The 26,131-nt window shown below is 47.1% G+C and carries 19 protein-coding genes; 17 read left to right on the forward strand and 2 right to left on the reverse strand.

The genetic code is table 11. From position 1 onward, the window contains the following. Positions 1 to 164 precede the first annotated feature (164 nt). The 17 genes from GC130_RS22095 to map all read left to right on the forward strand — a co-directional run bounded on the left by GC130_RS22095 (position 165) and on the right by map (position 19,582). Positions 165 to 926 (forward strand): hypothetical protein, encoded by a 762-nt coding sequence (locus GC130_RS22095; RefSeq protein ID WP_152000541.1) that lies wholly within the window; start codon positions 165 to 167, stop codon positions 924 to 926. Between the two features lie 190 nt (positions 927 to 1,116). Beyond that, the gene (locus GC130_RS22100; RefSeq protein ID WP_152000542.1) at positions 1,117 to 1,641 is read left to right on the forward strand and encodes a hypothetical protein; all 525 of its coding nucleotides are present in this window, start codon (positions 1,117 to 1,119) and stop codon (positions 1,639 to 1,641) included. 222 nt (positions 1,642 to 1,863) lie between these two features. Beyond that, positions 1,864 to 2,313, forward strand: a complete 450-nt coding sequence (locus tag GC130_RS22105) for an excisionase family DNA-binding protein (protein ID WP_201568458.1) — start codon at positions 1,864 to 1,866, stop codon at positions 2,311 to 2,313. 729 nt (positions 2,314 to 3,042) lie between these two features. After that, positions 3,043 to 3,954 carry a glycosyltransferase 61 family protein gene (locus GC130_RS22115; RefSeq protein ID WP_152000543.1) on the forward strand — a complete coding sequence of 304 codons (912 nt, stop codon included), beginning with the start codon at positions 3,043 to 3,045 and terminating at the stop codon, positions 3,952 to 3,954. 51 nt (positions 3,955 to 4,005) lie between these two features. Then, a complete protein-coding gene (locus tag GC130_RS22120) occupies positions 4,006 to 4,875 on the forward strand; it encodes a hypothetical protein (RefSeq protein WP_152000544.1) in 870 nt (289 codons plus the stop codon). A 251-nt stretch (positions 4,876 to 5,126) separates the two neighbouring features. Further along, positions 5,127 to 7,508 carry a TonB-dependent receptor gene (locus tag GC130_RS22125; protein WP_152000545.1) on the forward strand — a complete coding sequence of 794 codons (2,382 nt, stop codon included), beginning with the start codon at positions 5,127 to 5,129 and terminating at the stop codon, positions 7,506 to 7,508. 4 nt (positions 7,509 to 7,512) lie between these two features. After that, on the forward strand, positions 7,513 to 8,451 hold the full coding sequence (locus GC130_RS22130; RefSeq protein WP_152000546.1) for a DUF4249 domain-containing protein: 939 nt from the start codon (positions 7,513 to 7,515) through the stop codon (positions 8,449 to 8,451). Positions 8,452 to 8,535: 84 nt separating this feature from the next. Beyond that, on the forward strand, positions 8,536 to 8,847 hold the full coding sequence (locus GC130_RS22135; protein WP_152000547.1) for a hypothetical protein: 312 nt from the start codon (positions 8,536 to 8,538) through the stop codon (positions 8,845 to 8,847). Positions 8,848 to 8,855: 8 nt separating this feature from the next. Beyond that, positions 8,856 to 9,401: a GNAT family N-acetyltransferase gene (locus tag GC130_RS22140; protein ID WP_152000548.1), complete on the forward strand. Its 546-nt coding sequence runs from the start codon at positions 8,856 to 8,858 to the stop codon at positions 9,399 to 9,401. Between the two features lie 132 nt (positions 9,402 to 9,533). Further along, on the forward strand, positions 9,534 to 12,482 hold the full coding sequence (locus tag GC130_RS22145) for a CHAT domain-containing protein (protein WP_152000549.1): 2,949 nt from the start codon (positions 9,534 to 9,536) through the stop codon (positions 12,480 to 12,482). 126 nt (positions 12,483 to 12,608) lie between these two features. Further along, positions 12,609 to 13,373, forward strand: coding sequence for a hypothetical protein (locus GC130_RS22150; protein ID WP_152000550.1), 765 nt, complete (start codon positions 12,609 to 12,611; stop codon positions 13,371 to 13,373). 124 nt (positions 13,374 to 13,497) lie between these two features. After that, entirely contained in the window at positions 13,498 to 14,490 is a 993-nt protein-coding gene (locus GC130_RS22155; RefSeq protein ID WP_152000551.1) for an NAD(P)-dependent oxidoreductase, read from the forward strand. Beyond that, positions 14,487 to 15,341: an MBL fold metallo-hydrolase gene (locus GC130_RS22160; RefSeq protein ID WP_152000552.1), complete on the forward strand. Its 855-nt coding sequence runs from the start codon at positions 14,487 to 14,489 to the stop codon at positions 15,339 to 15,341. The genes GC130_RS22155 and GC130_RS22160 overlap by 4 nt, the downstream gene beginning before the upstream one ends. Continuing rightward, positions 15,338 to 16,639, forward strand: coding sequence for a F390 synthetase-related protein (locus tag GC130_RS22165; RefSeq protein WP_152000553.1), 1,302 nt, complete (start codon positions 15,338 to 15,340; stop codon positions 16,637 to 16,639). Before GC130_RS22160 ends, GC130_RS22165 begins: the two co-directional genes overlap by 4 nt. After that, complete coding sequence (locus GC130_RS22170) at positions 16,617 to 17,612, forward strand: 3-oxoacyl-ACP synthase III family protein (RefSeq protein ID WP_152000554.1); 996 nt, start codon at positions 16,617 to 16,619, stop codon at positions 17,610 to 17,612. The genes GC130_RS22165 and GC130_RS22170 overlap by 23 nt, the downstream gene beginning before the upstream one ends. A 10-nt stretch (positions 17,613 to 17,622) precedes the next feature. Further along, positions 17,623 to 18,783, forward strand: coding sequence for a sterol desaturase family protein (locus GC130_RS22175; RefSeq protein ID WP_152000555.1), 1,161 nt, complete (start codon positions 17,623 to 17,625; stop codon positions 18,781 to 18,783). A 37-nt stretch (positions 18,784 to 18,820) separates the two neighbouring features. Further along, entirely contained in the window at positions 18,821 to 19,582 is a 762-nt protein-coding gene (map, locus tag GC130_RS22180; protein WP_152000556.1) for a type I methionyl aminopeptidase, read from the forward strand. Positions 19,583 to 19,588: 6 nt separating this feature from the next. On the opposite strand, the gene GC130_RS22185 is transcribed toward map, so the two are convergent. Both GC130_RS22185 and GC130_RS22190 read right to left on the reverse strand, forming a co-directional pair. After that, positions 19,589 to 24,652 (reverse strand): C25 family cysteine peptidase, encoded by a 5,064-nt coding sequence (locus GC130_RS22185; RefSeq protein WP_193217950.1) that lies wholly within the window; start codon positions 24,650 to 24,652, stop codon positions 19,589 to 19,591. Continuing rightward, positions 24,642 to 25,706 carry a PorV/PorQ family protein gene (locus GC130_RS22190; protein ID WP_152000558.1) on the reverse strand — a complete coding sequence of 355 codons (1,065 nt, stop codon included), beginning with the start codon at positions 25,704 to 25,706 and terminating at the stop codon, positions 24,642 to 24,644. The genes GC130_RS22185 and GC130_RS22190 overlap by 11 nt, the downstream gene beginning before the upstream one ends. Positions 25,707 to 26,131: the final 425 nt, after the last annotated feature.

Consider the following 26,131-nt stretch of genomic DNA (forward strand, 5'->3'; position numbering starts at 1 on the left):
GCAGTAGTTACTTATCATTTGCTGGCTTGGAATGTCCGCCACAAGAGTTAATTTTATCTTCTGCGTGGCTAAGTGGTGATGGAAGCAGTACTGCATAAAATTCCCACACTCACTTTAGCCAGACGTTACCAGCAATACTTACAGGGCGTAAATCAGTCAAAAACTTGATTAGGGTACTAACACTTGGTCTCTTTCTCATTGCGAGCCTTAAAGGTTTCGGCCAAAACAGTAGATTTATTAACTCTTGGAATTCTAAAGACTTGGCTGTGTATTTTCCTAATCTTGTAAGAGTATTGGGTGATACTGTGACATATGACAACTTTTACCAATACACTCTTCTTGATCTTGTCGGTGTCAAACTCTCTCTTTTTAACGAGCCACCGTTTCCTTCTTCCGAATCTTTTATTCTCAGAGTTTGCTACTTTCCTGTTTTCGGAGACGATGGTCAGGTAATGACATTTTATAAAGACCAAGGGGTCATTGAGGCATTATATAAAAAAGAGGGTGATAATAGGCTTAAGCTTTCATACTTTAACCTCGATGAACTTACAAATAGAGAATCGACAAAACTTAAGCGGAAACTGGAGGTTTCTGATGAGGCATATTTTTACCCAGAGTTACAGCCAATCATATCTAAATCTATTATTCAGGACTCGTTGACCTTCAAATACTCCCAACAAAATATAGAGGTAGATGAATATGAGATCGAAAGACTGCTATCAGCGCTTGATAAACTGAAGTTGGAAAGTCTAGCCCCAATAGATTCTACTGACCTTCTGATAAATAGTGTTCACGAATACAGACCGATTTGGGTCGTTGAATGGAATTTGGATGGAAGTCACAACGCCTACTTTCGCAGGAGTCCTCCAGAGCAGACAGAGGACTTCGTAAGATGGCTATTTTCGATGTGCACCCCTAAGAAATAAATGCTGGTAACACAACGGTAAAATGAATGTGGGCTTCACCAGTTTTCATAGTGTAGTTGGCTTGGATTGCCCGCCACAATTTATAATTTTATCATCGGCGTGGCTAAGATGAAGTGGAAGCGAAGCTGCATAAAACTCCCACACTCATTTTACCGAGGCGTTGTGATCCATTAGTGCTAGTTTCATAAGGATGCGGAAAAACCAATTTTCGGCTGTCATGGCCAACAAGTCGGACGCAGAACTGACCAAGGTGATTAATAGTCCAGCGACCTTTGCAGAAGAGGCTCAACTGGCAGCGGCATTTGAACTCAAGAACAGAGGGCCTATATCGGACGACGTAGACCAACTAATAGCCAGACTTTCTGAAAAGCTTGAAGCTGCGCAAGAGGTCGAAGAATTTGAAAGCAAATTGACTTCAAAGAATACCATCTATCTTTTGGCTTTTCTACTAACTCCTCTCGTGATCGGACCCTTTATGGCATTCAATATATGGGAGCTTGGCAACCGGAAAGGAATATGGACAGTGCTAGGACTTGCAATACTATACGTGATTTTGATAGTGATAGCCCTGGCATTGTTACCTACGGACCTGGGCTGGATGGTTGGGATAGTACACTTGGGATATGGCGTCTTTTTCGTAGAGTGGACGTGGAAGAAGTACTTGCCGACCTTCGAAGACTATCAGAGGGAAAAAGGGATCACAACACAGCGGTAAAAATGAATGTGGGCTTCATTGGTTGCCAAAGGTCAGTTGGCTTGGATTGCCCGCCACAAGAGTTATATTTATCATAGGCGTGGCTAAGATGTAGTGGAAGCGGAGCTGTATAAAACTACCACACTCATTTTACCGAGGCGTTAGCGCCAATCCTCCTAGCGTTTCGTGTAAAACATTTGTTTCGAATATTTCGTTTATGTAACTTGTAACAAACTGCCAGACATGAGCACGGTTAAAAAACGGATAACTTCAGAAGAGCAACAGATGGCATTGGAGTCAGCTGCAAGACTTTCGCAATTTGCACGAACAAGAAGATCTTCAAAATCAAAAGAGATTAGGATAACCCTTCAGGGAGAGGATATCACGATCCCTGAAAAGGCACTAACATATCTTATAGAAGTGCTTTCCAATATGTCGGATGGTAAATCGGTTGATATCGTAGCAGAGGATACTGAATTGTCCACGCAACAGGCGGCTGGTATACTGAATGTCTCCAGGCCTTTTATCGTCAAATTATTAGAACAAGGACGGATACCATTTAAAAAAGTAGGCAAACATCGACGGATACTTCTTCAGGACGTTTTACATATAAAGGAACAGCAAAATAAGGTTCGAGAATCACAGCTTGAAAAGCTAGTAAAAGATTCTCAAATCCTAGGATTAGGCTACTGATGGCCAAACAGAGGATTTTCAAAGCCATATTGGATGCTTGTGTCCTATATCCAGCTCCGGTAAGAGATATTCTATTGTCATTTGCCGGTGAAGGATTGTTCCAACCGAAATGGACAGGATAAATTCAAGAGGAGTGGATACGTAACCTACTGATCAACAGACCGGATCTAACCCGCATTCAACTAGAGGCGTTGGTTCAAACAATGAATACTGCTTTCCCTGATGCAAATGTTCTTTAATATGAAGACCAAATAGAACTTATTCAACTTCCAGATGAAGACGACAGGCATGTAGTTGCCGCTTCATTGATTTCAGAATCCAGCCTGATTATCACATTCAATCTAAAGGATTTTCCTTCAACAAGACTTAAGAGATTTGGGGTAGAAGCTATACATCCAGATGACTTTCTTGTTGAGCTTTTTAATATTGACGGCTATAAAGGATATCAAGCCTATTTAAGACAACTTAAGAGGTTGAAAAACCCACCTATCGAATCGGAGGAACTACTTCGGATATTAACCAAAGCAGGATTACCCAAAACGGCCATTATCCTAGGAAATGTACGCTAACACACCGGTAAAAATGAATGTGGGCTTCATCAGTTATCATTGTTAGGTTGGCTTGGATTGTCCGCCACAAATTATAATTTTATCATCGGCGTGGCTAAGATGTAGTGGTAGCGGAGCTGCATAAAACTCCCACACTCATTTTAGGCAAGAGTAATGAGCAATGAAAATATTGAGAAATAAGTTGGGAAATCGAATAAAAATAAGTGGTTTCTTTGCCCAGCACCAAGTTAAATGGAATCAACGGTCAATAATTCGACTTGCAACATCCACACACAACATCGCACTCAATCCTGTCCCCCCCTTCTCTGCGGGCGGACATGTAGAACATTATTATCATTTTATCTTTGATTTACTGTTACCTCTCAGTTTTATAATAAAAAAAACACCCTCAAATGTCATTTTTTCGCTAAACGGATTTGGTGTTCTAACTCCCATTTTATTGAAATTATTTGACAACCGGGTTCGTATTCGATCCAATGCCTGGGAAAGAAAGGTGAATTTGATTGGAATGAATCCAATTCAAATCAACATTAACCATTTTCAATATAAAAACTTAAAAGAAATGGTTTGCGAAAAATTAAATATTGATTCCACTAGCAAACCAAATAAAATTCTATTGATAGAGCGTATTCCTCCTGACCCCTACTATCAAACTAGTGCTACCATTAAGGGATCAGGTTCATCTCGAAGGTCAATCAAGAATCATGATGAGCTCGAAAAGTATATTAGATCAAAAGTCTCTCCTAATTATGAATTTCATAATTTGAAATTGGAAAAAATATCATTTGAGGATCAGATTAGGTATTTTGATTCTGCAGTCGCCGTTATAGCCCAACATGGGGCTGGCTTAGCCAATATTTTATGGATGCCTGAAAAATCTGTAGTTATCGAGTTTGGTTTTAACTCAAAAAATCATTACGAAAGATTGAGCTTACTAATGAAGCATTATTACTTTCTATTTGACAACAAGGAACCTCATATTAAAATAGATTGCGTAGATTTTTCTAATTGGTTATCTGAAAATGAAATTACTCGGGATTTTTTTATAGACAAAAATAATTTAAAGCCATAAAATGGTCATATTTCCTCAAATAGTATATTGCCAGCACAAACCTTCAGCAATATGAAACCAGCCTCTCTCCTCTTCGCATTAGCCTCCCTCCTCTCACTATCAGCCATTGCCCAGCCCAGCACCGAGGTTTACCTTTTCGACCTGAAAGCCAACGGCGAAACGATCAGCGTCTCCAACCCCATCAACGTATCGGCCAACCCCGGCCGCTACGACAACCAGCCTTCATTCTCTCAAAAGACTGGTGAGCTCTTCTTTGTGTCGCAGGACGCCACTCCACAGATTGACATCTTCATTTACAACCCTGCCAGGGGCACCAAAATCAATTTTTCGGACAATGCCTCCAACGAATACTCTCCTACCCTTACGCCCGATGGGAAACACATCTCCTGCATCCGGGAGGTGGACGGCACGCAGTTGCTATGGAAGTTTCCCATCAGGAAAGGTGAGCCGGTGATTGTAGTGCCCGACCTTGTGATTGGTTATCATGCCTGGAGAGATGACAACACGCTGGTATCTTTTGTCCTGGGCGAACCTCAAACGCTTCAGATCTCGAATCTTTCTGCCAAAACGAATACAATTGTCGCAAGCAATATTGGCCGATCTATTCACAACATCCCAGGTAGCCAACTCATCAGCTTTCTGCAGAACAGAGAAGGGCAGCCGGCGCTTATCCAGTCGCTTGACACTGAAACAGCAAAAATTGAAACGATTTGCGAAGCGATGGCCGACTCACAAGACATGGCCTGGACACCAGATGGCAAAATCATCATGGGTCAGGGCAGCAAGCTCTTCACTTGGTCGGCATCTACGAAGGCATGGATAGAAATAGCTGAACTTGCCAGCACTTTCCAATTGAAAGGCATCACCCGACTGGCCGTTGGCCCCAAAGGAGACAAGCTGGCCGTGGTTGTAAATGAATGATCAGGAGTTTATTCCGCACTATTAATATTTTTTTTCTTAAGTAATTCCAAAACACATAGGGGTACTAATGGTTTAAGTTTACTACTAAGCAAACTAAACTATTATTCACAAAATGAATCTGCAAATAGGATCAATGCTGATTCGGACTTTTCCGGATGATCGTTCTATTATTTTTTCAACAACTCCCAACCCCTGCTTCAAACTATCGTAACTGGCTAAGTGAATTTATTCAGATCAATCTCAACAACTCAATGAAAAAAACTTTATTGCTCGGGCTCTGCCTGATTTTTAGTGCGCTACACGTATTCGCTCAAGACAAGGTCACCGTTAACGGCTATGTGAAAGACGCTGCCAACGGAGAAGACCTTTTCGGGGCCAATGTGCTTGTGAAAGAAATCGGCGACGGAGCCGTGACCAATTTTTATGGTTTTTATTCCATTACGCTGCCACCGGGCACCTACACTCTCGAATACCGCTATGTAGGATATGAAACGACGGTGAAGACGGTAGAACTAAAGGCAAACGTTCGCATGGACGTGGAAATACGTTCCGAGCAGCAGCAGTTGCAGGAAGTAGTGGTGTCTGCTGAAAGAGAGGATGCCAATGTGACCAGCATTGAAATGAGCGTCGCCAAGCTCGACATGCAAACCATCACCAAAGTGCCTGCCTTTGCTGGTGAGGTCGACGTACTGAAAACGATACAGCTGCTTCCGGGTGTAAGTACCGTTGGCGAGGGTGCTTCGGGCTTCAACGTGCGTGGTGGCTCGGTTGGGCAAAACCTTGTGCTGCTCGATGAAGCTCCAGTGTTTAACTCTTCTCACCTACTGGGTTTCTTTTCCGTGTTTAACCCAGATGCAGTGAAGGACATTAAGCTTTACAAAGGCGCTATACCTTCCCGCTACGGAGGCAGAATTTCCTCTATCCTTGATATAAGGATGAAAGAGGGTAACAACAAATCTTATGATGTAGCGGGAGGAGTAGGCACCATCTTCAGTCGTCTGGCGGTAGAGGGCCCTATCAAAAAGGAAAAGTCTTCTTTCATCATAGCAGGGCGTCGCTCCTATGCCGACGTGCTGGCCAAGCCATTCACAGATGTACTAGACGATGGTGCTCAGCTTTATTTCTACGACCTGACGGTGAAGACCAACTTCAATATCAACGAGAAGAACAGGGTATTCGCATCAGGCTATTTTGGAAGAGATAAGTTCTTATTCGACGCCCGCCAGGGGTTCGACTGGGGCAATAAGACTGCTACTATCCGTTGGAACCACTTGTTCAACGACCGGTTGTTTTCAAACTTCACAGCGTTTTATAGCAACTACGACTATTCTTTGGCCTTCGGAGAAAATGACCTGGATAAATTTGAGTGGACATCGGAAATAACCACGTTCAACTTCAAGCCGGAGTTTAGCTACTTCATCAATACGAACAACGAACTGAGCTTTGGTGGCGATGCCACAGTATATCAGTTTGACCCCGCCAACGCCCTCGGTGTGAGCAACGGAGAAGTAAGCAACATCAGTCTCGATAAAAAGTTTGGGCTGGAGAGTGCCGTATACGCAGGCAACGAACAGAAACTGTCGTCGGCACTCACTATCAACTATGGTCTTCGCCTTTCATCGTTTAGCTACATGGGGCCTGGCAAATATTTTGAATATGACTCACCAGAGCCCGGTGTGAGAAGAAACGTAACATCGGTTTCGGAGGCAGACAATCTCGAAACTATTCAAACCTACTTTAATTTTGAGCCCCGGGCATCGTTCTCTTTGTTAGTCGATCCTCAGAGTTCCATCAAAGGGAGTTACAACAGAACAGCCCAATATGTTCACTTGATTTCGAACACGGTAGCCAGCAATCCGCTGGATGTATGGACGCCGAGCACGAACAATATTGAGCCGCAAACCGGGCAGCAAGTGGCGTTGGGGTATTTCAGGAATTTCAATGACAACATGATTGAAGCCTCGGCCGAAGTCTATTACCGTCGCACCAAAAACCAGATCGACTACATCGACGGTGCCGACCTACTGATCAACCCCTTTTTGGAGGGTGATGTGTTGAGTGGTATTGGAAGGGCCTACGGATTGGAACTATACGTGCAGAAAAAGAAAGGGAAATTGAACGGATGGGTGAGTTATACACTCGGAAGAACCGAGCTGAAAGTGGACGGCATTAACAACAACAACTGGTATGCTACCCGCTACGACCAGACCCACAATGTGAAAGTGGCTGCTTTTTATGACGTCACGCCCCGGCTTTCTTTTTCGGCCAACTTCAGCTACATCACCGGCACGCCCACCACCTTCCCAACAGACAGGTTTGAGTGGCAGGACTACGTGGTGCCCTTTAACTATGGCAACGGCCGTAACAATGTAAGAATACCAGACTACCATCGCTTCGACATTGGCGCAACACTCAACGGAAAAACTGTGAAAAGAAACGGCAAGCCCCGAAAGGTGACTGACCAATTTGTGCTTTCGGTGTACAACGTCTACAACAGACGTAACCCGTTCTCTATCTACTTTACCCAGGGACGAGACCGACCAGTATCCGGAGAACCTCTTCCAACCGAGGCCATTCGTGTTGCCATTATCGGCTCAGTGTTCCCTTCCATTACTTACAACTTCAAGTTTTAATCGTATGAAATCTGCAAACATATATATAGTCTCTGCCCTTCTCGTCTCTTCATTGTTTGCCTGCGAGGACGTGATCTATCCCGAGCTGGCTGATAGCGAGCCTGTAGTTTCAATAGATGCTTTTGTCACAAGCCAGAACAAAGTGCAAGTGATCAAAGTAACCAAAACCCAATACTACTTTGACAAAAACAGGCCTGCGGGCGTTTCTGGTGCTGAGGTCAGCATCACCGACGATCAGGGAAGAGTATTTCTATTTACAGAATCAAATACAGACGGATGGTACGAGTGGGATCCTTCGCAAAGCGACGATTCACTGGGACTCCCTGGCGTTCAGTATTCACTCAGCGTTTTAACTGAAGGCATTGAGTACACCTCTTCCTCTGTCACGCAAGGCGTACCAAAAATTGATAGCATCACATTTAATTTTGAGCCGGAAAACGACTTTGCGCTTGCCACATGGTTCGCAGAAGTTTGGGCCAGGGATTTAGATGGGCCAGGCAATGCTTACTGGATCAAGGGCTGGAAAAATGGAAAATACCTCAACAAGCCAGCTGAAATACTAACAGCCTACGACGCCGGATTTAGCCGGGGCTCGGAGGTAGATGGACTTATCTTTATCACACCTGTAAGGTCTGGCACTGGCATCAATCTTAGCACCGACGAGGATCCAGACACAGGTAAGTTATTACCTTCTTATCTGGACGGAGATTCCATTTATGTCGAAATCCATGCCGTGTCTGAAGCCACCTTCGATTTCCTTAACCTGATGAAAATCCAAATTGATCGCCCCGGGGGTTTTGGAGAGCTTTTCGCCACACCCATTGATAATGTACCGACAAATATTATCCCGTCTCAGGAAGGTGTGAAAGTCGTGGGTTGTTTCAACGTATCAACCGTCAGTAGCTCTGGCAAGAAACTGATGGCAGAAAACGAGACGCCTTAAGCAGTACCAGTCATAACGGACTCGATAAAGTAGCAAAAAGCCGGTCTTTTTGCTACTTTAGTTTATAACCTACCCTTCCGTGTTATGACCAGAACAGAAGAGCTTTTTCACCAAATCGCAGAGTCTTTGCCCGACGGCAAGAAGAGCAAGATGTTTGGCGCCATCTGCGTGAAAGCGCCCAACGGCAAGGCCGCCTTTATGGCCTGGAAAGACAATATGGTGTTTAAGCTGGAAGGCGACGCACAGAAGGAAGCTTTAAGCCTCGACGGTTGTGAGGTTTTTCGCCCCATGCCGGAGCGCCCACCCATGGGAGGCTGGATTCGGGTGCCCGTTGACTACGAAACGAAGTGGCCAGCCTTTGCCAAACAAGCGCTGGGTTATGTAAAGACGCTTTAGAAGGCACTATGAAAAAACTAACACTCCCTTCAGGCGAAGCAGTGCTCATAAGGCCGATACAGCCAACTGATGCGGCTGCCCTCTTAGGCTACTTTGGTAGCTTTTCTGACCTTACCCGCAAAAGGTTTGGCCCCCACCCCTTCGACGAGGCAACCGTCAAAGCCATTTGTGAAAACCTCGACGATGATCCCTGCATCAGACTGGCAGCTTTTGCTGACGACAAGTGTGTGGCTTACTGTCTGCTCCTTCCGGGCATCTTACCTGACGACGACAGTCGCTTGAAAGGCTACGGCATAGACACGGATCAATTTACCTACGCTACCTATGCGCCTTCGGTCGACGAAAACTACCATGGCACAGGCTTGGCAAATGCCATGTTCACTGAGCTTGAATACGAGGCGAAGAAAGCAGGTGCCATCCATATCATTCTTTGGGGCGGCGTGCAGCATGGCAACCCAAGGGCCAGAAGGTTCTATGAGAAAACCGGTTTTATCAAGGTGGGCAGCTTTGATTTGAATGGCGGTGATGATGATATGGTGAAGCCGCTGAGCTAGTTAGCGACCATTGTGCGCCAACAACACCAAACTCATCATTATTAATCCTCTCTAAAAATCGCCATATTTGAAACCGGAATATATCTATTCCGTTCCATCAATCATTTTGACTTTGAATCCATCATTGATCTTATGAAAACCTTGTCATTCAAACCCATTTTTTTCCTCGCCATCATTCTCTTTAGTGTTTTGTTTGCTCCTCAGGCCAGTGCTCAGCTGATGGACAAGCTGAAGAAAAACCTAACAGAGTCGCTCACATCCTCCCCACGAGACAAGCAAACCACCAAAGACACCACTTTCTACAACCTGGCGATTTCGCAAGGCTCCAAAGTGTCATTTTTTGACAATAGAGAAGATAATCAAAATGCCTTTTTGGTGGGGGCGAAAAATTACACCGACAACTCCGGCAACAATGTGGTGAAGCTGACCAGAGCAGAAAAAGTGTTTGATTCCAATCGGTCGGGTAGTATTGCGCTGAGCATCAGCAAATGGAGTGCAAGAATGAATTTTCTTGGTGGCTTGAACTACCTGCTCGACGAAAACTACGGAGGCAGCCTGGCCACCAGCTACCTCAGCGATCAAATTCTTAGTGCGTACAACGACAACAATCTTTTCGAAGTGGTGGAAGTGATTACAGCTAACAACTCGCTGAATCTGCTGGAAAAATACGGCCTGGCCAAGACTATGATGAACCTGGCCATCCTTCATCATTCGCAGGGGCAGTTCACCATTGCCAAAAGCTACTATGAGCAAACGGAAACACTGATCAAAGAGCAAATCAGCCCGAACAGTCAGGCCATGGCTTCTGTGCTAAACAACCTGGCCGTACTTTACAAAGACCTTGGGCAATACACCGAAGCCGAGAAAGCCATGGCTGAATGCCTGAGGCTAATGGCCAAAAACAAATTTGACGACCAAATGGAGTACGCTGTGGCTTTGAACAATGAAGCCATTCTCCGATTTGAGCTGGGCAGAAACGACCAGGCTGTGAGCAGCCTCAACAAAAGCATTGAACTGGCTGCTAAGCACATCAACGAAAAAGGTACCGACTTTACCAAGCTGAAAATCAACCTGGCCGTTATTTACCAAAACCAGAAGAAGTACACTGAAGCCGAAGCCATTTACAAAGAGCTATTGGAATTGAAGGAAAAACGCTTTGGTAAGAGCAGTCCTGACTATGCCGAGATTCAAAACCAGCTCGCAGGACTGTACATGGAACTGGGCAGGACCGATGAGGTGGAAGGCTTGCTGACCAGCGCCGTGGAGATTTACAAAAAGAAGCTGAAAGAAGACCACCCAGCCTATGCCGCCACCCTGCGCAACCTGGGTAAATACTACTATTTCACCGATCAGTACGGCAAGGCTGTTGCCACGTTCGGTGATGTGATTGGTATCTATGAAAGAAACTTTGGTAACAATCACCCCGAGTACCTGGGCACGCTGGAAAACATGGCCATCACCCGCTGGAAGAAGGGTGAGACGGACAAAGCGGATTCAACCTTCGGCGCCCTGCTCACCAAACACATGGACCTGCTCGAAAAGTATTTCGGCGCCATGAGCGAAAACGAAAAAGGCAAGTATTGGGACAAAGTACGGCCCTCCTTCCTGGCCTTTTACAACTTCGCCGCAGAAAACAGCAGCAGGAAGCCTGAGCTCGCCACCCGGATGTATGAAGCCCATTTGTCTACAAAAGGCATTTTGCTCAGTAGCTCTGTGAAGCTTCGTCAAAACATCCTCAACAGCGGCAACCAGCCCCTCATCGACACCTACCTCAGCTGGACAAACCTGAAGGAGTCGCTGGCCAGCTACTACTCACTGTCGAAAGATGAACTGAAAGAGCAGAAGGTGAACCTGGATTCCCTCGAATCGTCAGCCAATGGCCTGGAGCGCAAGCTCAACCAAATGAGCGCCGACTTCGCTGATGCCAACAAGCTGCCGTCGGTGAAGCTCGCCGATGTGGCCGCCAAACTCAAACCGGGAGAAATGGCAGTAGAAATTATTACCTTCCCGGTATTTGATAAGTCGTTTACTGACAACAATAAATACACCTTTGCCTTCGTAAAAAATGGCGCTGCTTCACCGGAACTAGTCACCATTAGCAACGGCAAAGACCTTGAGACCAGGTACGCCAAAGCCTACCGCAACATGGTGACCAACAAGCTGGAAGATGCCATCACCTACGAGCAATTTTGGAAGCCTATTGCGGGCAAGGTTGCAGGCAGTAAAAAATTGTATATGTCGCTCGACGGCGTGTACAACCAGATTAACGTGATCACCCTCAAGGCCACCGACGGCAGCTATGTGAAAGACAAACATGACATAGTGCTGCTGAGTAGCACGAGGCAGTTGGCCCAAAATGCTAGTGCCAGGAGTGGTTCGAAAAACACTGTACTGGTCGGGTTCCCCAACTACGGATCGAAAAGTACGCTTTCACCTCTACCGGGAACCCAAAAGGAAGTGCAGGCCATCAGCGCATTGGCTAAAACTTCGGGCACCACTGCCGACGTGTACATGCAGGATCAGGCCACCGAAGCGCTATTGAAAGACAAGGTCAAAAACCCACGTATTCTTCATATCGCCACCCATGGCTTCTTCCTTCAGGACGTGGCCGGTGCCGAGGGTGACAAGGTGCTAGGCGTGGAGATCAGCAAGGCCAAAGAGAATCCGCTATTGCGCTCCGGGCTCTTTCTGGCCGGTGTGGAAGGCACCACTGGCAGCATCGAAAATAAAGAAGTTAATACCGCCGACAACGGCATTCTTACTGCCTACGAAGTGTTGAACCTCAATCTTGAGCAAACAGACATGGTAATCCTTAGCGCCTGCGAAACTGGGCTTGGGGAGATCAAGGGTGGTGAAGGTGTATATGGCCTCCAAAGGGCGTTTCAGGTCGCCGGAGCCGGGGCTATCATCATGAGCTTGTGGAAAGTAAACGACGAAGCCACCCAGGAACTGATGGTCAATTTCTACAAAGAGTTTTTGAAGTCGGGTGACAAGCAGATGGCGTTTGCCAAAGCTCAAAATGCCTTGAGAACCAAATATGCCGAGCCCTACTATTGGGGTGCCTTTGTCATGATGAACTAATTCTTACTATCAACTTATCGAAGCAAAGGCTCCACACAGATAGGGCCTTTGCTTTTTTTGCCTGACAAGCACCCACACTTCCAACCAAATGGCCGCAAAAGGTTTCTTAAAACAAACTCTTGAGCTATGAAAGCTGTTGTCTCAAATCTACTTGTGCTATTCTTTTCATTAACGGTGTTCTCCTGCCAAAACGAGCCGGTTACGCCATCATCGGGATTTGCCACAAGTTGGGAAGTCAATGCCAATGCCTTTATTGCTGCCACCTCGCAAACGACTGGCGACCCCTTCGTTATCAAAAAAGCTGTACTGAATGACTCGCTACTGAAAGTAACAGTACAATATGGGGGCGGCTGCAAAAAACATGACTTCAAACTAGTGTGGGATGGAACTATTGACTCATCAACAATCCCCGCCGTCGCAAACTTTGCATTGATCCACGATGGCAACAATGATATGTGCGAAGCACTTCCCACCGAAGAACTCACGTTTGATCTTCTTGATATCATGCAAGGGAACAGGCCCATCGAAGGTTTTCAGGCCTGGGTAGTCAATGCATCAAACAAAGAAGAAGTGCTAGCCATTTCGGAGTCGGCGGAATGTGGATGGGCTGTAGAAACTATCTCTGCCGTCTGTGGAACTGGCATTTGGGACAATCTGTGGTTTCAGACATTAAGAACAGAACAAGCAGGTGGTGTCCGTGCGTTTTTGCTTCAACCAGTGTCGGTGGCAGAGGGCGTGGTTGTGCCAGAAAACGCCAAAGAGGGAACAAAGTATTACATTGGGGCCAGGATAATCGACGACTATGAGCCAGGCGTTGACGACGTTGTGTGTCTGGCCTACCCGGGCGATCATTATAGCATCGAAATCACTTGTATTCAACCCTACGAATAATATTAACTAAGTCTCATGATTTGTAAGAGCATTGTGCCGTTGGTTCAATGCTCTTTCCCTTTTGCAACCATTCGTATGAGCGGAAGATTGACTAATTTAGAGCGTCAAACAACCAAGGCTTATCATGAACGTACTTGTAACAGGCGCCACCGGATTCCTTGGTTCCAGAATAGCTGAGGCATTGGCTTTGGATGACAAAATAAGCGGGATAGTTGCCGCTGGAAGAAACCTTGACCCGCTTCACACAGTCGAAAGCAGCAAGCTAAATTACCAGCTGGGCGACCTGGTGGATGCCGGGTATGTGGAACGCCTGCTCGAACAACCCATCGATGTTATTGTCAACTGCGCCAGTCTGTCGTCGCCCTGGGGCAGCTATGAGGCCTTTCATCAGGCCAATATCGTATCTCAGGCCAATCTGATTGCTGCCAGTAAAAAGGCTGGTGTACAGCGCTACGTATATATCTCCACTCCGGCCGTTTACTTCAACTTCAAAAACCGCTTCAATGTAAAAGAAAGCGATCCTTTGCCCCAAAAGCCCTCCAACAACTACGCCGCCACGAAACTACAAGCTGAGCAGCTGCTTGAGAAGTCGGACCTGAGCTATATTACCATCCGGCCACGGGCACTGATTGGAAGGGGCGACACCGTAATTTTCCCCAGGCTCATCCGGTCTTACCACGAAGGTCGGCTGAAGGTAGTTGGTTCAGGTGATAACCTGGTAGACCTAACGGCTGTATCTAATGTAGTTCACTCCGTAAAACTAGCCATGCACGCACCTGAAACGGCTTGCAGCGAAGCCTATAATATCTGCAATGGAGAACCTGTGCAGCTTTGGGAAGCCATCAACTATGTTTTGGGTAAATTTGACTTACCGCCACCCAAAGGCAAGGTACCCTACGCTGTGGCTTCGTTTGCTGCCACCATGATGGAATGGAAATCGCTTCTGTCCCGGTCAAAAAAGGAGCCCGTACTTACCCGGCAATCCGTGGGCATATTGGCCAAATCTATGACACTCGACATCACCAAAGCCAGAGAGCGACTCGGTTATGAGCCAGGTCAAACCACCTGGGAGGCTATTGACGAATTTGCCGAGTGGTACAAAATAGCTGTTCAATGATCCGGCCTGCCAACACCAATCACTTCGTAAGCTGGGAGCTCAAAGCCGCAGGCCATTGCACGGCCAGCTGGCACCATGCGCAAAAGGGCGCACCCAAAAAGACCATCCGGTTTTACGCCACCTATGCAGTGATCAAACATCCAAAGCATGGCGTAATCCTCTTCGACACCGGCTACACAAAACGGTTTTTCTCAAGCACAAGCTCTTATCCGTACAAGTTGTACCGGGCATTTACACCCGTTTTTATAAAACCCGAGGAAGAAGCTGCTGCACAATTAAAAGCGGATGGAATACAGCCGGAAGACGTCCGTTATATCATTGTATCGCATTTTCACGCCGACCACATCGGAGGGCTTAGAGACTTCCCGAATGCCCGTTTCATTTGCGACCGGGCAGCTTATAACGACATCAAAGGAAAAAGCGGACTGAGTGCATTAAAAAAAGGATTCCTCCCCGCACAGATGCCTCAGGGCTTTGAAGAGAGAACCGACTTTCTTGATATTGAAAAAGGAGTCTCAAAAGACGAACATCTGGGGCCACTGCATGATCTGTTTAACGATGGCACCATTCTCTTGACCAGACTGGATGGCCACGCCAAAGGCCAGCTGGGCGCACTGCTCGCAACGGAAAAAGGGCGGGTCTTTCTCATCTCCGATGCCGCCTGGTTGAAACCAGCTTATACCGACCTGAAGCTCCCCCACACCATCGTCCGTCTGTTCTTTGACTCATGGGCCGAGTACAAGGCCAGCCTGAATCGGCTACACAACTTCCATAAGGCTCATCCGGAAACACTGATCATTCCCTGCCACTGCCTCGAAACGCTGACAGCACTAAACGGCTCACAATCATGATCGGCTTCAAACTTCAAATCTTGTGGCATTTTCTTTTGTTCCGCTGGCAAAGAAGAAAGCGCTATAACCAGAAGTCGCTTCACCAACTGCGAGCCACAAAAGAAAACCGTTGGAGAAAGAATCTCCAAAAATCACCCTTCTACAAAGCGTTTTCAGATCAGCCTCTCAGCCAGTTTCCTATCATGGACAAAAGCTCGTTCATGACCCATTTCGATGAGATCAATACAGTGGGCATTACAAAAGAAGGGGCTTTCGCTGTCGGCCTTGAAAGTGAAAAGTCAAGGAACTTCTCTCCCACGGTTCGGGGAACTACCGTCGGGCTTTCGTCCGGCACAAGTGGAAACAGAGGCATCTTCCTCGCCAGTCAAAAGGAGAGAGCCATCTGGGTAGCCGCAGTTTTAGACAGGGTTATTGGATTTTCGTTGCGAAAAAGAAAAGTGGCCTTTTTTCTCAGGGCCAACAGCACGCTTTATGAATCGGTCAACTCTTCTCTTCTTCAGTTTCAATTCTATGATATAAAAAGCGATATGGCCCAGCACTGCCAGACGGTGGCAGCCACCAGGCCTCACATCTTGGTCGGTCAGCCATCGGTACTCATGCACATTGCCCGATATTTTGAAGAAAAGCAGATAGCTGCTCGCTTCGAAAAAGTCATTTCAGTGGCGGAAGTACTGGAAGGTGACCAGAAAGCCTACCTGGAAAAGGTCTTTAAAATAATGATAGAACAAGTCTACCAATGTACGGAGGGATTTCTCGCTCACACCTGCAAGGCAGGCTTTCTGCATTTCAACGAAGACTGGCTACTGATTGAGAAGAAGTACCTGGACGAGGAGAAGAAAAGATTTCATCCCATTATCACCGACCTTCTGAGAACGACCCAGCCCATTGTTCGTTACGAACTGAACGACATCATTCATGAAGGTAAGCCATGCAGTTGCGGGCTAAAAACGATGCAAATCGCTAAAATAGAGGGCAGGTCTGACGACGTTTTTGAGTTTGTCCACGATGACAAAACAATCACGATCTACCCCGATTTTATCCGCCAGGCTGTGGCTTTCAGCAGTGATGTGATTGACAATTACGTGGTGATCCGGCGAAGTGAGAAGAAAATTGGCCTGTTTATTGAGGTAAACAAAGGAGATTTTTTAAACGCATACGGAAAAGCTGAAAGTGCACTTCAGTCTTTATTTGAAATTTTTGGTATTCCCGGCATCACAATCATTCGGGAAGAAGAGCAACTCCTCCAGAAGGGAGTCAAATTCAAAAGGATAAGGAATGAAAGTCATCAGACCGTTTAAGATTACTGGCGCTGGATCCAGTTTGCCAGCTCGTGTTGTCCGTTCGGAAGACATGGAAAAAGAGCTCAGTCTTCCACCGGGATGGATCGCCAAGTATTCTGGCGTGGAGAAACGGCATATTGCCACCACCGAAACAAATAGCCAGCTGGGTGCCGAGGCCTTGTCAAAAGCCTTGGACATGGCTGGGCTGCAACCGGAAGACCTTGGCTGCCTCATTGCCGCTTCAGCCACTTATGATTATCCCCTACCCAACAAAGCCAGCATGATCAAGCATGAGTTGGGTTGGCATCATGCTGAAGTTGGCTGTATTGACATCGACACCACATGCCTCAGTTTTGTAACAGCACTGGACTATGCCTCCCGCCTGCTCAACGACAGCGACTGTCGGCACATCGCCATTGTGAGTGCAGAAATAGCTTCAAAGGGTCTCAACCCTGAACACAAGGAAACGTTCAGCCTTTTTGGCGATGCCGCCGCTGCCATCATCGTCTCTTTTGATGACGCCGGAGAAAGCGGCCTCGTGAAACATAGGCTGGTCACCTACTCTGAGGGAGCCGAACACACCATCATTAGAGGTGGTGGAAACAAGTTTTTCTTCAAAGACCATCCCTATGACGCAGCACTTCATTCTTTTAGCATGGAAGGAAAAAAACTCCTGAAACTGGCCATGCAAAAAGTACCTGAATTTACGGAAAAGCTGTTTTGCCAAACTGGCTCATCAATCGGAGAGGTGGATCTGATCATTCCCCACCAGGCCAGCAAATCAGGCCTGCTGCTGCTTGACAGTCTCCTTGGTGGCAAAACTGACAAAGTCGTCAATAATCTGGCGAGCTATGGCAACTGCATCGCTGCTTCCATTCCACTGGCTCTGACAGAAGCGATCGAATCAGGGCGGCTTGAAAGGGGCGATAGTTGCTTACTGATTGGTACTGCAGCTGGATTTTCTGTAGGTGGATTGTTGTTTAAATTCTAAGTCTTAAATCATGAATCTGGTATACGGCACTGGTCTTCTTTTCCTTCTGGTGTTGATGGAGCTTGCAGCCATCAGGTACTTCCTGCAGGAGAAAATCCCCTGGAAGGAAATCGTCATGAACCTCAACTCCGGCCATATCCTGCTGTGGATTTTCCGGGGGTTGGAGGTATTAGCTTTCCATTGGTTGCTGACGCACTTTAGTTTTGGCTGGGTGGCTCAGTGGCCCGTTGCCCTGCAGTGGGTCTTTGCGTTTGTCGCCTGGGACTTTTGTTTCTACTGGTTGCACAGGCTCCATCATGCTATCAGCTTCCTTTGGGCTGTGCACGTAGTTCATCATGAGGGAGAGCATTTCAGTCTATCCCTCGGCATTAGAAACTCCTGGTATTCTTCACTTACCTCCTTCCCATTTTTTGCTGGGTTGGCCATCTTGGGACTTCCACTGGAGATATTCATCGTAGTTTCTTCAGTCCACTATTTTATTCAGTTTTATAACCATAACAGGATTGTGAAAAAGAGCGGCTGGCTGGAGCATATCATGATCACTCCCTCTCACCACAGGGTGCATCATGGCAAGAATCCGGAGTACGTCAACAAAAATTGTGGCGGCACCTTCGTGATATGGGATAAACTATTCGGTACATTCCAGGCGGAACGTGATGACATTGATATTGAATTCGGCACCAATGATCCTGTTCCATCGGAAAACCCATTCTGGGCCAATAACATCCCTTTTTTGAAGTGGCTTAGGCTTCCAATGCCACAATTGAGAAGGGTAATGTCTCAAAAAAATTTCTCTAGTGACGCCTTTGTTGGCTTTGGAGGGCTACTGCTGTTCTGTCTGTTGCTTTTCTACATTTACAAAGAACCATCGTGGGCAGGTGCTCCTAAGCTATTCTTGTTTAGCATTATTTTCCTGGGCACTATCGCCAACGGTGGGCTTGCCGAAAACAAGGTATGGGGCGCAGTTTTATGGGTTGCCTGCACAAATGTCTTTATTGTGTTATTCCTTTTGACGCTTTCAATCAAAGAGCCTATTCTGATAGGTTTAGCGATAATAATTGGCCTGCATGGACTGGAAACGCTGAGGCGTCTTTTCTTTTCGCCCAAGCCAAAAAGATTAATGTCGATTTCTAGTTCGAAAAACCAAACTAATCAACCGCAACTGTCGTAAATGCCTTCTGGCCTTTAAGAACCATTAACCCCAACGTATGTCGATCACTTCTCAATCAGAATTAACAGGTATCAAGCAAATCAGTCAGGTGGTGGGCACCACCTTGAAGCGGATGAGAGAGTATGCCCGGCCTGGGATGTCTACCAGAGAACTGGACGAATACGGCGGCAGCATTTTGAAAGAGTTTGGTGCCCGGTCCGCACCAGGGCTAACTTATGGTTTCCCGGGATACACTTGCATCAGTCTTAACCATGAAATCGCCCATGGCATCCCTGCAAAAACGAAAGTACTTAGGGATGGGGATCTGGTGAACATCGATGTTTCTGCAGAGCTCAATGGCTTTTGGGCCGACAATGGGGGCTCATTCGTGTTGGGGAACGACCACAGAAACCATGGTAGATTGGTGAAAGCCTCCAAGGAAATACTTCAGAAAGCCATCAATGAAATAAAAGGGGGCGTACGTGTGGCAGACATTGGCAGGCTCATAGAAATTGAGTCGAGGAAGGCTGGTTTTACTGTGATAAGAAACCTCGCAGGGCATGGAGTGGGCAGAAGCCTCCACGAAGCGCCAGAGGATATTCTGAATTGTTACAACCGCTTCAATAGAGAGCGGTTTAAGAAAAACTCTGTGGTGGCCGTCGAGACTTTTATTGCCACCAAGTCTACTTTTGCAAAGACGCAAAAAGATGGCTGGACGCTTGTGGGCAACAAAGGAGGCTTTGTAGCACAACACGAGCATACCATTATCGTGACAGATGGCGAGCCTGTGATTCTTACTGAAAGCAATGAGATTTGGTAAGGCTGCCTACCTCAGAATATACAGCTTCCCAAAGCCATTCTTAAAGGCCTTGTCGGCGGACGTCGCCCTGTGCTCCAGCGATTGGCCATTCATGCGAAGCAGCACTCTGTAAAGGTAAACGCCATTCGCCAGCTGGTCACCATATTCGTCGGTTCCATTCCAGGCAAACTGCGTAATGTTATTACCAATGCGAATCGGGCCAATTTCGTCCTGCGTAATCTCCCTCACCACCCTGCCTGACACCGACATGATCTGTATTTTCAGCTGATCGGGTATTTCTGACCCTGTGAGGGTAAACACAAATTTGGTGCTTGTGCTGAAGGGATTGGGATAGGGATAGAAGTTTGTTACTGTCGACTCGTTGATGACCTCAAAGCTGATTTCGTAGGGAGCTGTTCCAGCCTGGTTTCCACTCACATCACTTGCTATCACACGCATGGCATAAATACCGTCTTCCAATGGCCCCGGTCTGAGTTCAATATTGAACTCCTTCTTTTCGGTGTTGGCTGACCATGTCATTTTGCCTCCGGAAAAAGGCACCCTTACATAGTCGCACTCCTCGCAGGGAGATTTGAGGTACACCTCTATGCCAATCGTGTCTTGCTTTTGCAGGTACTCATAGTCGTCGTACAGTCTCATTTTTACCAGCGGGTTGGGAGAAACGATGTCGCCATTGAGGATATAGGTACCATCAAAAGTCACGTCAAGAGTTGGGTTGACATTATCGGCGTTTACGTCCAAATAATCGGTAAATGTCAGTTGATTGTTGGTAGATATCAACTCCCTTTCTGTGGTTTCTACTATTGTGCGCAGGCTTTCCTTGCCTCCTGCTCCCAGGGTTGTTAGTTGCACATTGAACTGCACCGAGTCTCCCGCAGGCAGCGCCGGTAGTTTCATTTCAAACTCCTGAATAGAGCTGGTTTCACTCGACACGAGCTGGTACCTGACAGTAAGAGAGTCGGCATAATCAACCGGAGAAGGGTTGAAGTATGAAAACGGCACAACAACCTCCTCCCCTTCATTGGCAGTTCTGGTCAGCTTGTTCCGGGCAGTCGGGTCGCTGGTCAATAAAATGCCCTCCGGTAGCTGATTGAACGTGACTATCCATTTTTTCAATTGCGCAGGCACCAGATTGGCCTCATCGGCCGTATGGTAATCTATTTGCAAGTAAGGGTAAAAATTAGCGTCAACAGAGGTCAGGTCTATTGTTGACACATTTTCATCGGCAAACAGCAAATCTTTAATGCCATCGTTGCGTAGCCCGTAAATATCCAGGTTGAAGTTTCCGGCAGTTTGCCCGGTGCCAAGCTTTACTTCCTGATAAAGCGATCCCCACGACTTGGCCGGGCCTATCCTGCCCGACAGCACGCTGCCGCTAAAGAACTTGCCTTCCACTACGTCATTCAGCACAAGCTGTTGCTCATCGGCCGGGCTGCCACTTCCATCAGAAAGCAACTCCACCGCAGTTCCTTCTGCCTGGCCTTTCCTTCCATAGAAAATTACCGGTTGCCCATTCACAAGGCCATTCAATGTGGATGTTTGTACACCGAAGGCTTTTAGCTGCTCCTTTACTTCGGCATCCCATCTGTCGTACTGCACAGTGCCTATGCTAAAAAAGACAGCATAGTCTCCCTCAGGCACGGCATTCAGCAGTTGAGAAAGCCTTCTGGCTCCTCCGTTGGAAGCCGCCGGGTCATACATCTCTCCGTCAGTGAAGTTGTGAATACGTTTTGAATTCAATCCACAGGTGAGCCTTACATCAAACTTTTGCCATTCGGGAAACGGCGCATAAGGCACCGTCGATTGCTTATCGAACACAACAACGTTAAGTGTATTGGCCCGGCATACGTTGAAGCCTTCACTTTCCACAAAAAGCTCCAGCGTACCAGCTTTTACGCTGTAGTCACGGGCGGCTGCACCAGGATTATTAGGGCCAAAGGTTTTGATACTGATATCCAGGTTGTTCTCTGGAAAAGACCAATCAAAGCCTGACTCTGACAGCGACATCCCTTTGATTTCGGCGTCAGCAAACTGATTGGCCGACACCATCGCATACCCCCGGGGACTGTAGTTGATCATGGTAAACTGGCTCAAAACCCACGAAGTATCTTCCTCCGGCTCTGGGTTCAGGAAGCGGCTCCGCCAGTAGATCACCGTTGAATCAGCTACTGAAAATGCCGAAGCCAAATCCACATTTTGGACAGTGATCACCCGCATGTCGCCACTGATCCTGTGTTTCATTGGGCCGTTGAAATCTGGCGACGTGTCAATTTCAAGTTCGAAACCTCGTGAGGGTGAAAACAAGTCACTTGCCTGGATCACAAAGTCGACATTCGATCCGGCAATACCCCGCTTCATCGGGAAAATTGGAATTGTTGTTCCTTTGGCTAAAAAAAGATCGATGCTGGCTGTATTGTTCCCTTCATTCAGCTCATCTATTTCGTCGGCTGGGTCGAGAATCACCTCAAAGGTATTGTTACCCAAACCGGCAAGGTCAGGGTTCGAGATTCCGAAGTACATGGTATCCTCCCGAAGCACATACGGAGATATGAGCGAATCCAGGCTCACACTGCCGTCCTCCAGCCTTCGCCTCACGTAAATTTTCAAGTCAGATTCCGTGGCGATACCAAAGTTCTTCACCACAAACTTGAGAGCAAACGTATCCTTAGCTACCTGCAGCGGGTTTCCTTCAGTATCTATAACCTCCAGTACATCGGTGCTAACTTCGTAGTCAGGTTTCCCGGCACCAAATATCCTGATGGCAGGATCCCCCTGCAGCAGTACTTCCTGCACCTGCGTAATGTTCCTTTCCGAAGACCCATATCGCTCAAGGTATCTTTTCGATGCCTCATTTTTAATATTTCCAAGCGTCTCCTTCACAAACAAGGTGTCAGCAAAGGCTGTCTCATAAAACACACCAGAAAAGTTTCGCAGGTCGCTGGAAAAGCCTTTGTAAGTATGGGCCATAAAACCAACAGCCCCGAGGTTTGGCGTCAACGTCCAGTCTTCACCAAAAGTGAACGAAGTTTCAAAAATATTACCGGCATCACATCCGTTAACCAAAATCACCGGATACCTGCCCTTGTTGTTGTACCCGAAGCCTGGATTAGACACGTTGCCAATGTCGATATCAGTAGAAAAGCTCGCCGAGTGACCGAAAAAAGTGATCATTGACACGCCGTTATTCACCTCCTCTGCAATATTGATGAGCTCCACCGCATTGCTTGTCGACTTGCTGCTTGTCACTACATTGGCTCCAAGGTATTTACCTTCTGCAATGAACTTAAACCCGTTGACATAAGATCGAAACGTCGCCAGTTCACCCTGCGTAGCCCCTCCACTCAAATGAATGAAATTCTTTTTCCATAACTGATCGAAGGGCTGATTCTCCATCTCCATCACCTTATTCAGGTAGGCCTGCACGTCGTCCGGATTCCGTGCATTTAATCGACCTATTGCAATTGGCGATTCGTAAGTAGTACCAGCCAGCCCGGCCAGCATGGCGACATCACTTCCAGGCACACCGTTAGTGGGCACAAAGTGAATAAGTGTGGTGGTGGCAGGGTCTTGCCTGTAGTAATTCCGGTGCACGCCTGTTCCTTTTCCAATAAGAAAAAAGTATTCAGGCGCACCGTTGGCCAGCAGGTAGCCCGCCAGTCTGCGAATAGCCCAGGGAGATATTTCCCCATAGTTAAAGGCATCAAATATCTGCTCCATTTCTAAAATGAGCACCTGATGTTGCCCCCCAGCTGCACTTTCACGAAAAGCTTTGTAGGCTGCCACAGGGTCGGCAGTTCCTGAAGTAGTGGCCTTTCTAAGCTCGGGGTGAGTGACTATGATGTAATCAAAAGCCGTTGGATCGATGGATAGCATTGTCACCTGCTTAATACTTACAGGAGTGTAGGGAGCGGTAGTAGCAATCAGTTTCCGCTGAACAGCGGTGCCGTTTACCACTGCGGTGAAATCGCTGGTTCCTGTGATGACACCAATTTTGTTCACGTTATCCGGCTGGGTTACATCAAAAAGGCTGCTGGCTCCAGCAGGGTTGGTCACTCGAATAAAAGACTTACTTCCCGTGTTCTCTCTTAGCGTCAAAATTTTCTGCGACTGGCCAGCCATGTCGGTACTAGCTGCGTAGTTCACTTTCACATAGGACACTGCAGCCCGATCAGCAGCGCTGCCGATGCCAACCACATTCACCCGCAAAAACAACTCTCCGACAGATGAAATATCTGACCATAAAATGGTTTCGGAGACAGTATAGGGATCATGCTCTGAAAACTCTGCAGTATGCAAAAGCCGCAAACTTGACGAAGATGGGCCCACATATACCTCCACATTGTGATCCAGGTTATTTCTCCCGACCAGGAGCACCTCCAGCGTAGGGTCGGGCCCGGAAGTCACCCTGTTAGTCAACCCAGTTAGCGTGATCACCTGATTGGCACCTTTGGCAATATCACTGCCTGTCCAACCTTCGCCATGGTCGTACTGACTAAGAATGATGTCGCCACCCTGGTAGGTTTTCCCTTGCGAGTAGTTATTGACCTGAAGCTTGAGTACTTCCCGGAGATAGTAAGGCTCAGCAGGTAAGTTACCTACATTGTTCTCTGCTACAGGTGCCAACATCCGCTTGCCTGACGTAGCCGTTAGCGGCCAGGTGAGAAAATAGGTTGCTGAATCAGAAAACAAGTTATATAAAGTGTGAGGCTGGGCATCTTCAGAAACATACAGTTCCGTATCGGTCTTGCCATCCGCCGGTTGCCCGTAAAACTCAATATAATCGCTGGCATCAAGCCTGCCGTCTTCCTGCCCTGGCAGATAAATAGCCTGCTCCACGCCTCTGTGAAAAAGCTGCAGCCGTCTGGCATCGATCGAACTCAATGGCACGCCGCTTTCCAGTAATTGCTGCTGCGTCAGGCGAAACATCCCCTCTCTGGCGACCTTGATTTTATAGTACGATTGCCCTGGTTTGACCCATTCGTTGCCCCATGGTTGCGCCTGCACCATATTTGCTACAAATAGCGACCCGGCCAATAAAGCACTTCTGTATGTCCACAGTCTATTTCGCATTCCATCCATATCTTAATGAAAAGATGTGACTATAAGGCGACTGCGTCCTGTTTCCAATGTCTGTTAAGGCATAGTCGATCTGCACGCCCTGAAGGTTGAGCCCAATACCAAACGACGGCAGGTAGGTCCATGATTTGCTACCGTCAAAGTCTTTGACCTGCTGTAGCTGACTCACGCCACCTCTTAAAAAGGCCTTTTGCGCATAGCTCACTTCAAAGCCTGCTTTCGGGTCTATACTGGCTAATTTACTTTTGATCAATGTATTTCTTTGTCCGTCAAACGTCAAATCAACGTCGGCGCCCACAAGCCCAGTCCATTTTCCTCTATTCACCACTGCATTGGCCAATCCCAGCGACAGGCGGGGTAGCGTAATTTCGAGGCTGCTCTCCGGGATCACATTGCCGGTTTGAGTATATACATCAATAACCAGTGAAGAATTGTGTGTCCAGGCATTGAACGTTCCGGTAGCATCTCTGAGTACCGCCCCCATCTTCCAATTGCCCCTGTTGTACTGTAGTGCCGCATCGAGCCCAAAACCCCAGGCATTGGCAAAATCGCCTACCGTCCGATGGATTACCTTCAGGTTGCCACCCAGCGACAAGCCTCCCATTTTTTTTGCAAGAGAAAACATAAAAGCATAGTCGGCCGCAGAAAAGAAACGGATATTGTCGTAGTTGATAGCGCCGCTGGCGTCATAAAGGAACCTGGTGTCGGGGATATTGTCTACTCCAAAACGGATCACAGAGACACCCATGAAGGTATTGCTGTCTATTGGTGTGGCAAACCCCGCAAAATCGTAATTGGCTATGCCAGCAAAGTAAGCTGCATGCATCAGTCCCACCTGATATTGTTCCGTCAGTTGAGTGAGTGCGGCCGGGTTCCAATAGCCCGCCGTTACATCGTTGGTCAAACCCACCTGGGTATTGCCCATGCCCAATGCCCTTGCCCCAACTCCTATGGCAAGAAATTCATTACTGTATTTCGGTGCATTTCCCTGGCCCACAACAAGGCCGGAACAAAACAAACACAAAGTAAAAAGTAACGCTATCCGCATTCAGTGACTAATTCAACCTAAAATTAATGATATAACATTCTCCACACCAACATACCCGCTCACTTGTTGGAATACTTCGATAAATAGACTGCAAAAGTAGATGAAGATGTTGGTCTTTGCTGGAAGCTGGCGAAAAAGGATTCACTGACGCACAGCCACTTATCGGAATGCGGCTTTAACGCAGCTACCAACCGCCTTCCGTCCGTGTTTGCGCTGGTACGCCCAGTGGTGTCAAGGGATTAAGAACTGTTTAGCAAAATAAACAGACGCAGTACGACAGTGGCAATCGACGCCCAAACGCCTACAAAGCGTCATAATATTGTACTTTTTGAAGCATTAAATATAACTATTCAATGATAATCGTTTATTCACTAATATTTCTTAGCCAGTACTTGGCCATGCAAGGTACTTTTCCGTATATAGTG

It is taken from the genome of Imperialibacter sp. EC-SDR9, assembly GCF_902498805.1.
Taxonomy (GTDB): domain Bacteria; phylum Bacteroidota; class Bacteroidia; order Cytophagales; family Cyclobacteriaceae; genus Imperialibacter.

Bases quoted from the DNA above. Each gene is read 5' to 3' on its own strand.
- GC130_RS22115 (WP_152000543.1), top strand. From the start codon at position 3,043: ATGAAAATATTGAGAAATAAGTTGGGAAATCGAATAAAAATAAGTGGT.
- GC130_RS22120 (WP_152000544.1), top strand. From the start codon at position 4,006: ATGAAACCAGCCTCTCTCCTCTTCGCATTAGCCTCCCTCCTCTCACTA.
- GC130_RS22175 (WP_152000555.1), top strand. From the start codon at position 17,623: ATGAATCTGGTATACGGCACTGGTCTTCTTTTCCTTCTGGTGTTGATG.
- GC130_RS22170 (WP_152000554.1), top strand. From the start codon at position 16,617: ATGAAAGTCATCAGACCGTTTAAGATTACTGGCGCTGGATCCAGTTTG.
- GC130_RS22160 (WP_152000552.1), top strand. From the start codon at position 14,487: ATGATCCGGCCTGCCAACACCAATCACTTCGTAAGCTGGGAGCTCAAA.
- GC130_RS22130 (WP_152000546.1), top strand. From the start codon at position 7,513: ATGAAATCTGCAAACATATATATAGTCTCTGCCCTTCTCGTCTCTTCA.
- GC130_RS22190 (WP_152000558.1), bottom strand. From the start codon at position 25,706: ATGCGGATAGCGTTACTTTTTACTTTGTGTTTGTTTTGTTCCGGCCTT.
- GC130_RS22135 (WP_152000547.1), top strand. From the start codon at position 8,536: ATGACCAGAACAGAAGAGCTTTTTCACCAAATCGCAGAGTCTTTGCCC.
- GC130_RS22165 (WP_152000553.1), top strand. From the start codon at position 15,338: ATGATCGGCTTCAAACTTCAAATCTTGTGGCATTTTCTTTTGTTCCGC.
- GC130_RS22145 (WP_152000549.1), top strand. From the start codon at position 9,534: ATGAAAACCTTGTCATTCAAACCCATTTTTTTCCTCGCCATCATTCTC.
- GC130_RS22105 (WP_201568458.1), top strand. From the start codon at position 1,864: ATGAGCACGGTTAAAAAACGGATAACTTCAGAAGAGCAACAGATGGCA.
- GC130_RS22100 (WP_152000542.1), top strand. From the start codon at position 1,117: ATGCGGAAAAACCAATTTTCGGCTGTCATGGCCAACAAGTCGGACGCA.
- GC130_RS22125 (WP_152000545.1), top strand. From the start codon at position 5,127: ATGAAAAAAACTTTATTGCTCGGGCTCTGCCTGATTTTTAGTGCGCTA.
- GC130_RS22185 (WP_193217950.1), bottom strand. From the start codon at position 24,652: ATGCGAAATAGACTGTGGACATACAGAAGTGCTTTATTGGCCGGGTCG.
- GC130_RS22155 (WP_152000551.1), top strand. From the start codon at position 13,498: ATGAACGTACTTGTAACAGGCGCCACCGGATTCCTTGGTTCCAGAATA.
- map (WP_152000556.1), top strand. From the start codon at position 18,821: ATGTCGATCACTTCTCAATCAGAATTAACAGGTATCAAGCAAATCAGT.
- GC130_RS22140 (WP_152000548.1), top strand. From the start codon at position 8,856: ATGAAAAAACTAACACTCCCTTCAGGCGAAGCAGTGCTCATAAGGCCG.
- GC130_RS22150 (WP_152000550.1), top strand. From the start codon at position 12,609: ATGAAAGCTGTTGTCTCAAATCTACTTGTGCTATTCTTTTCATTAACG.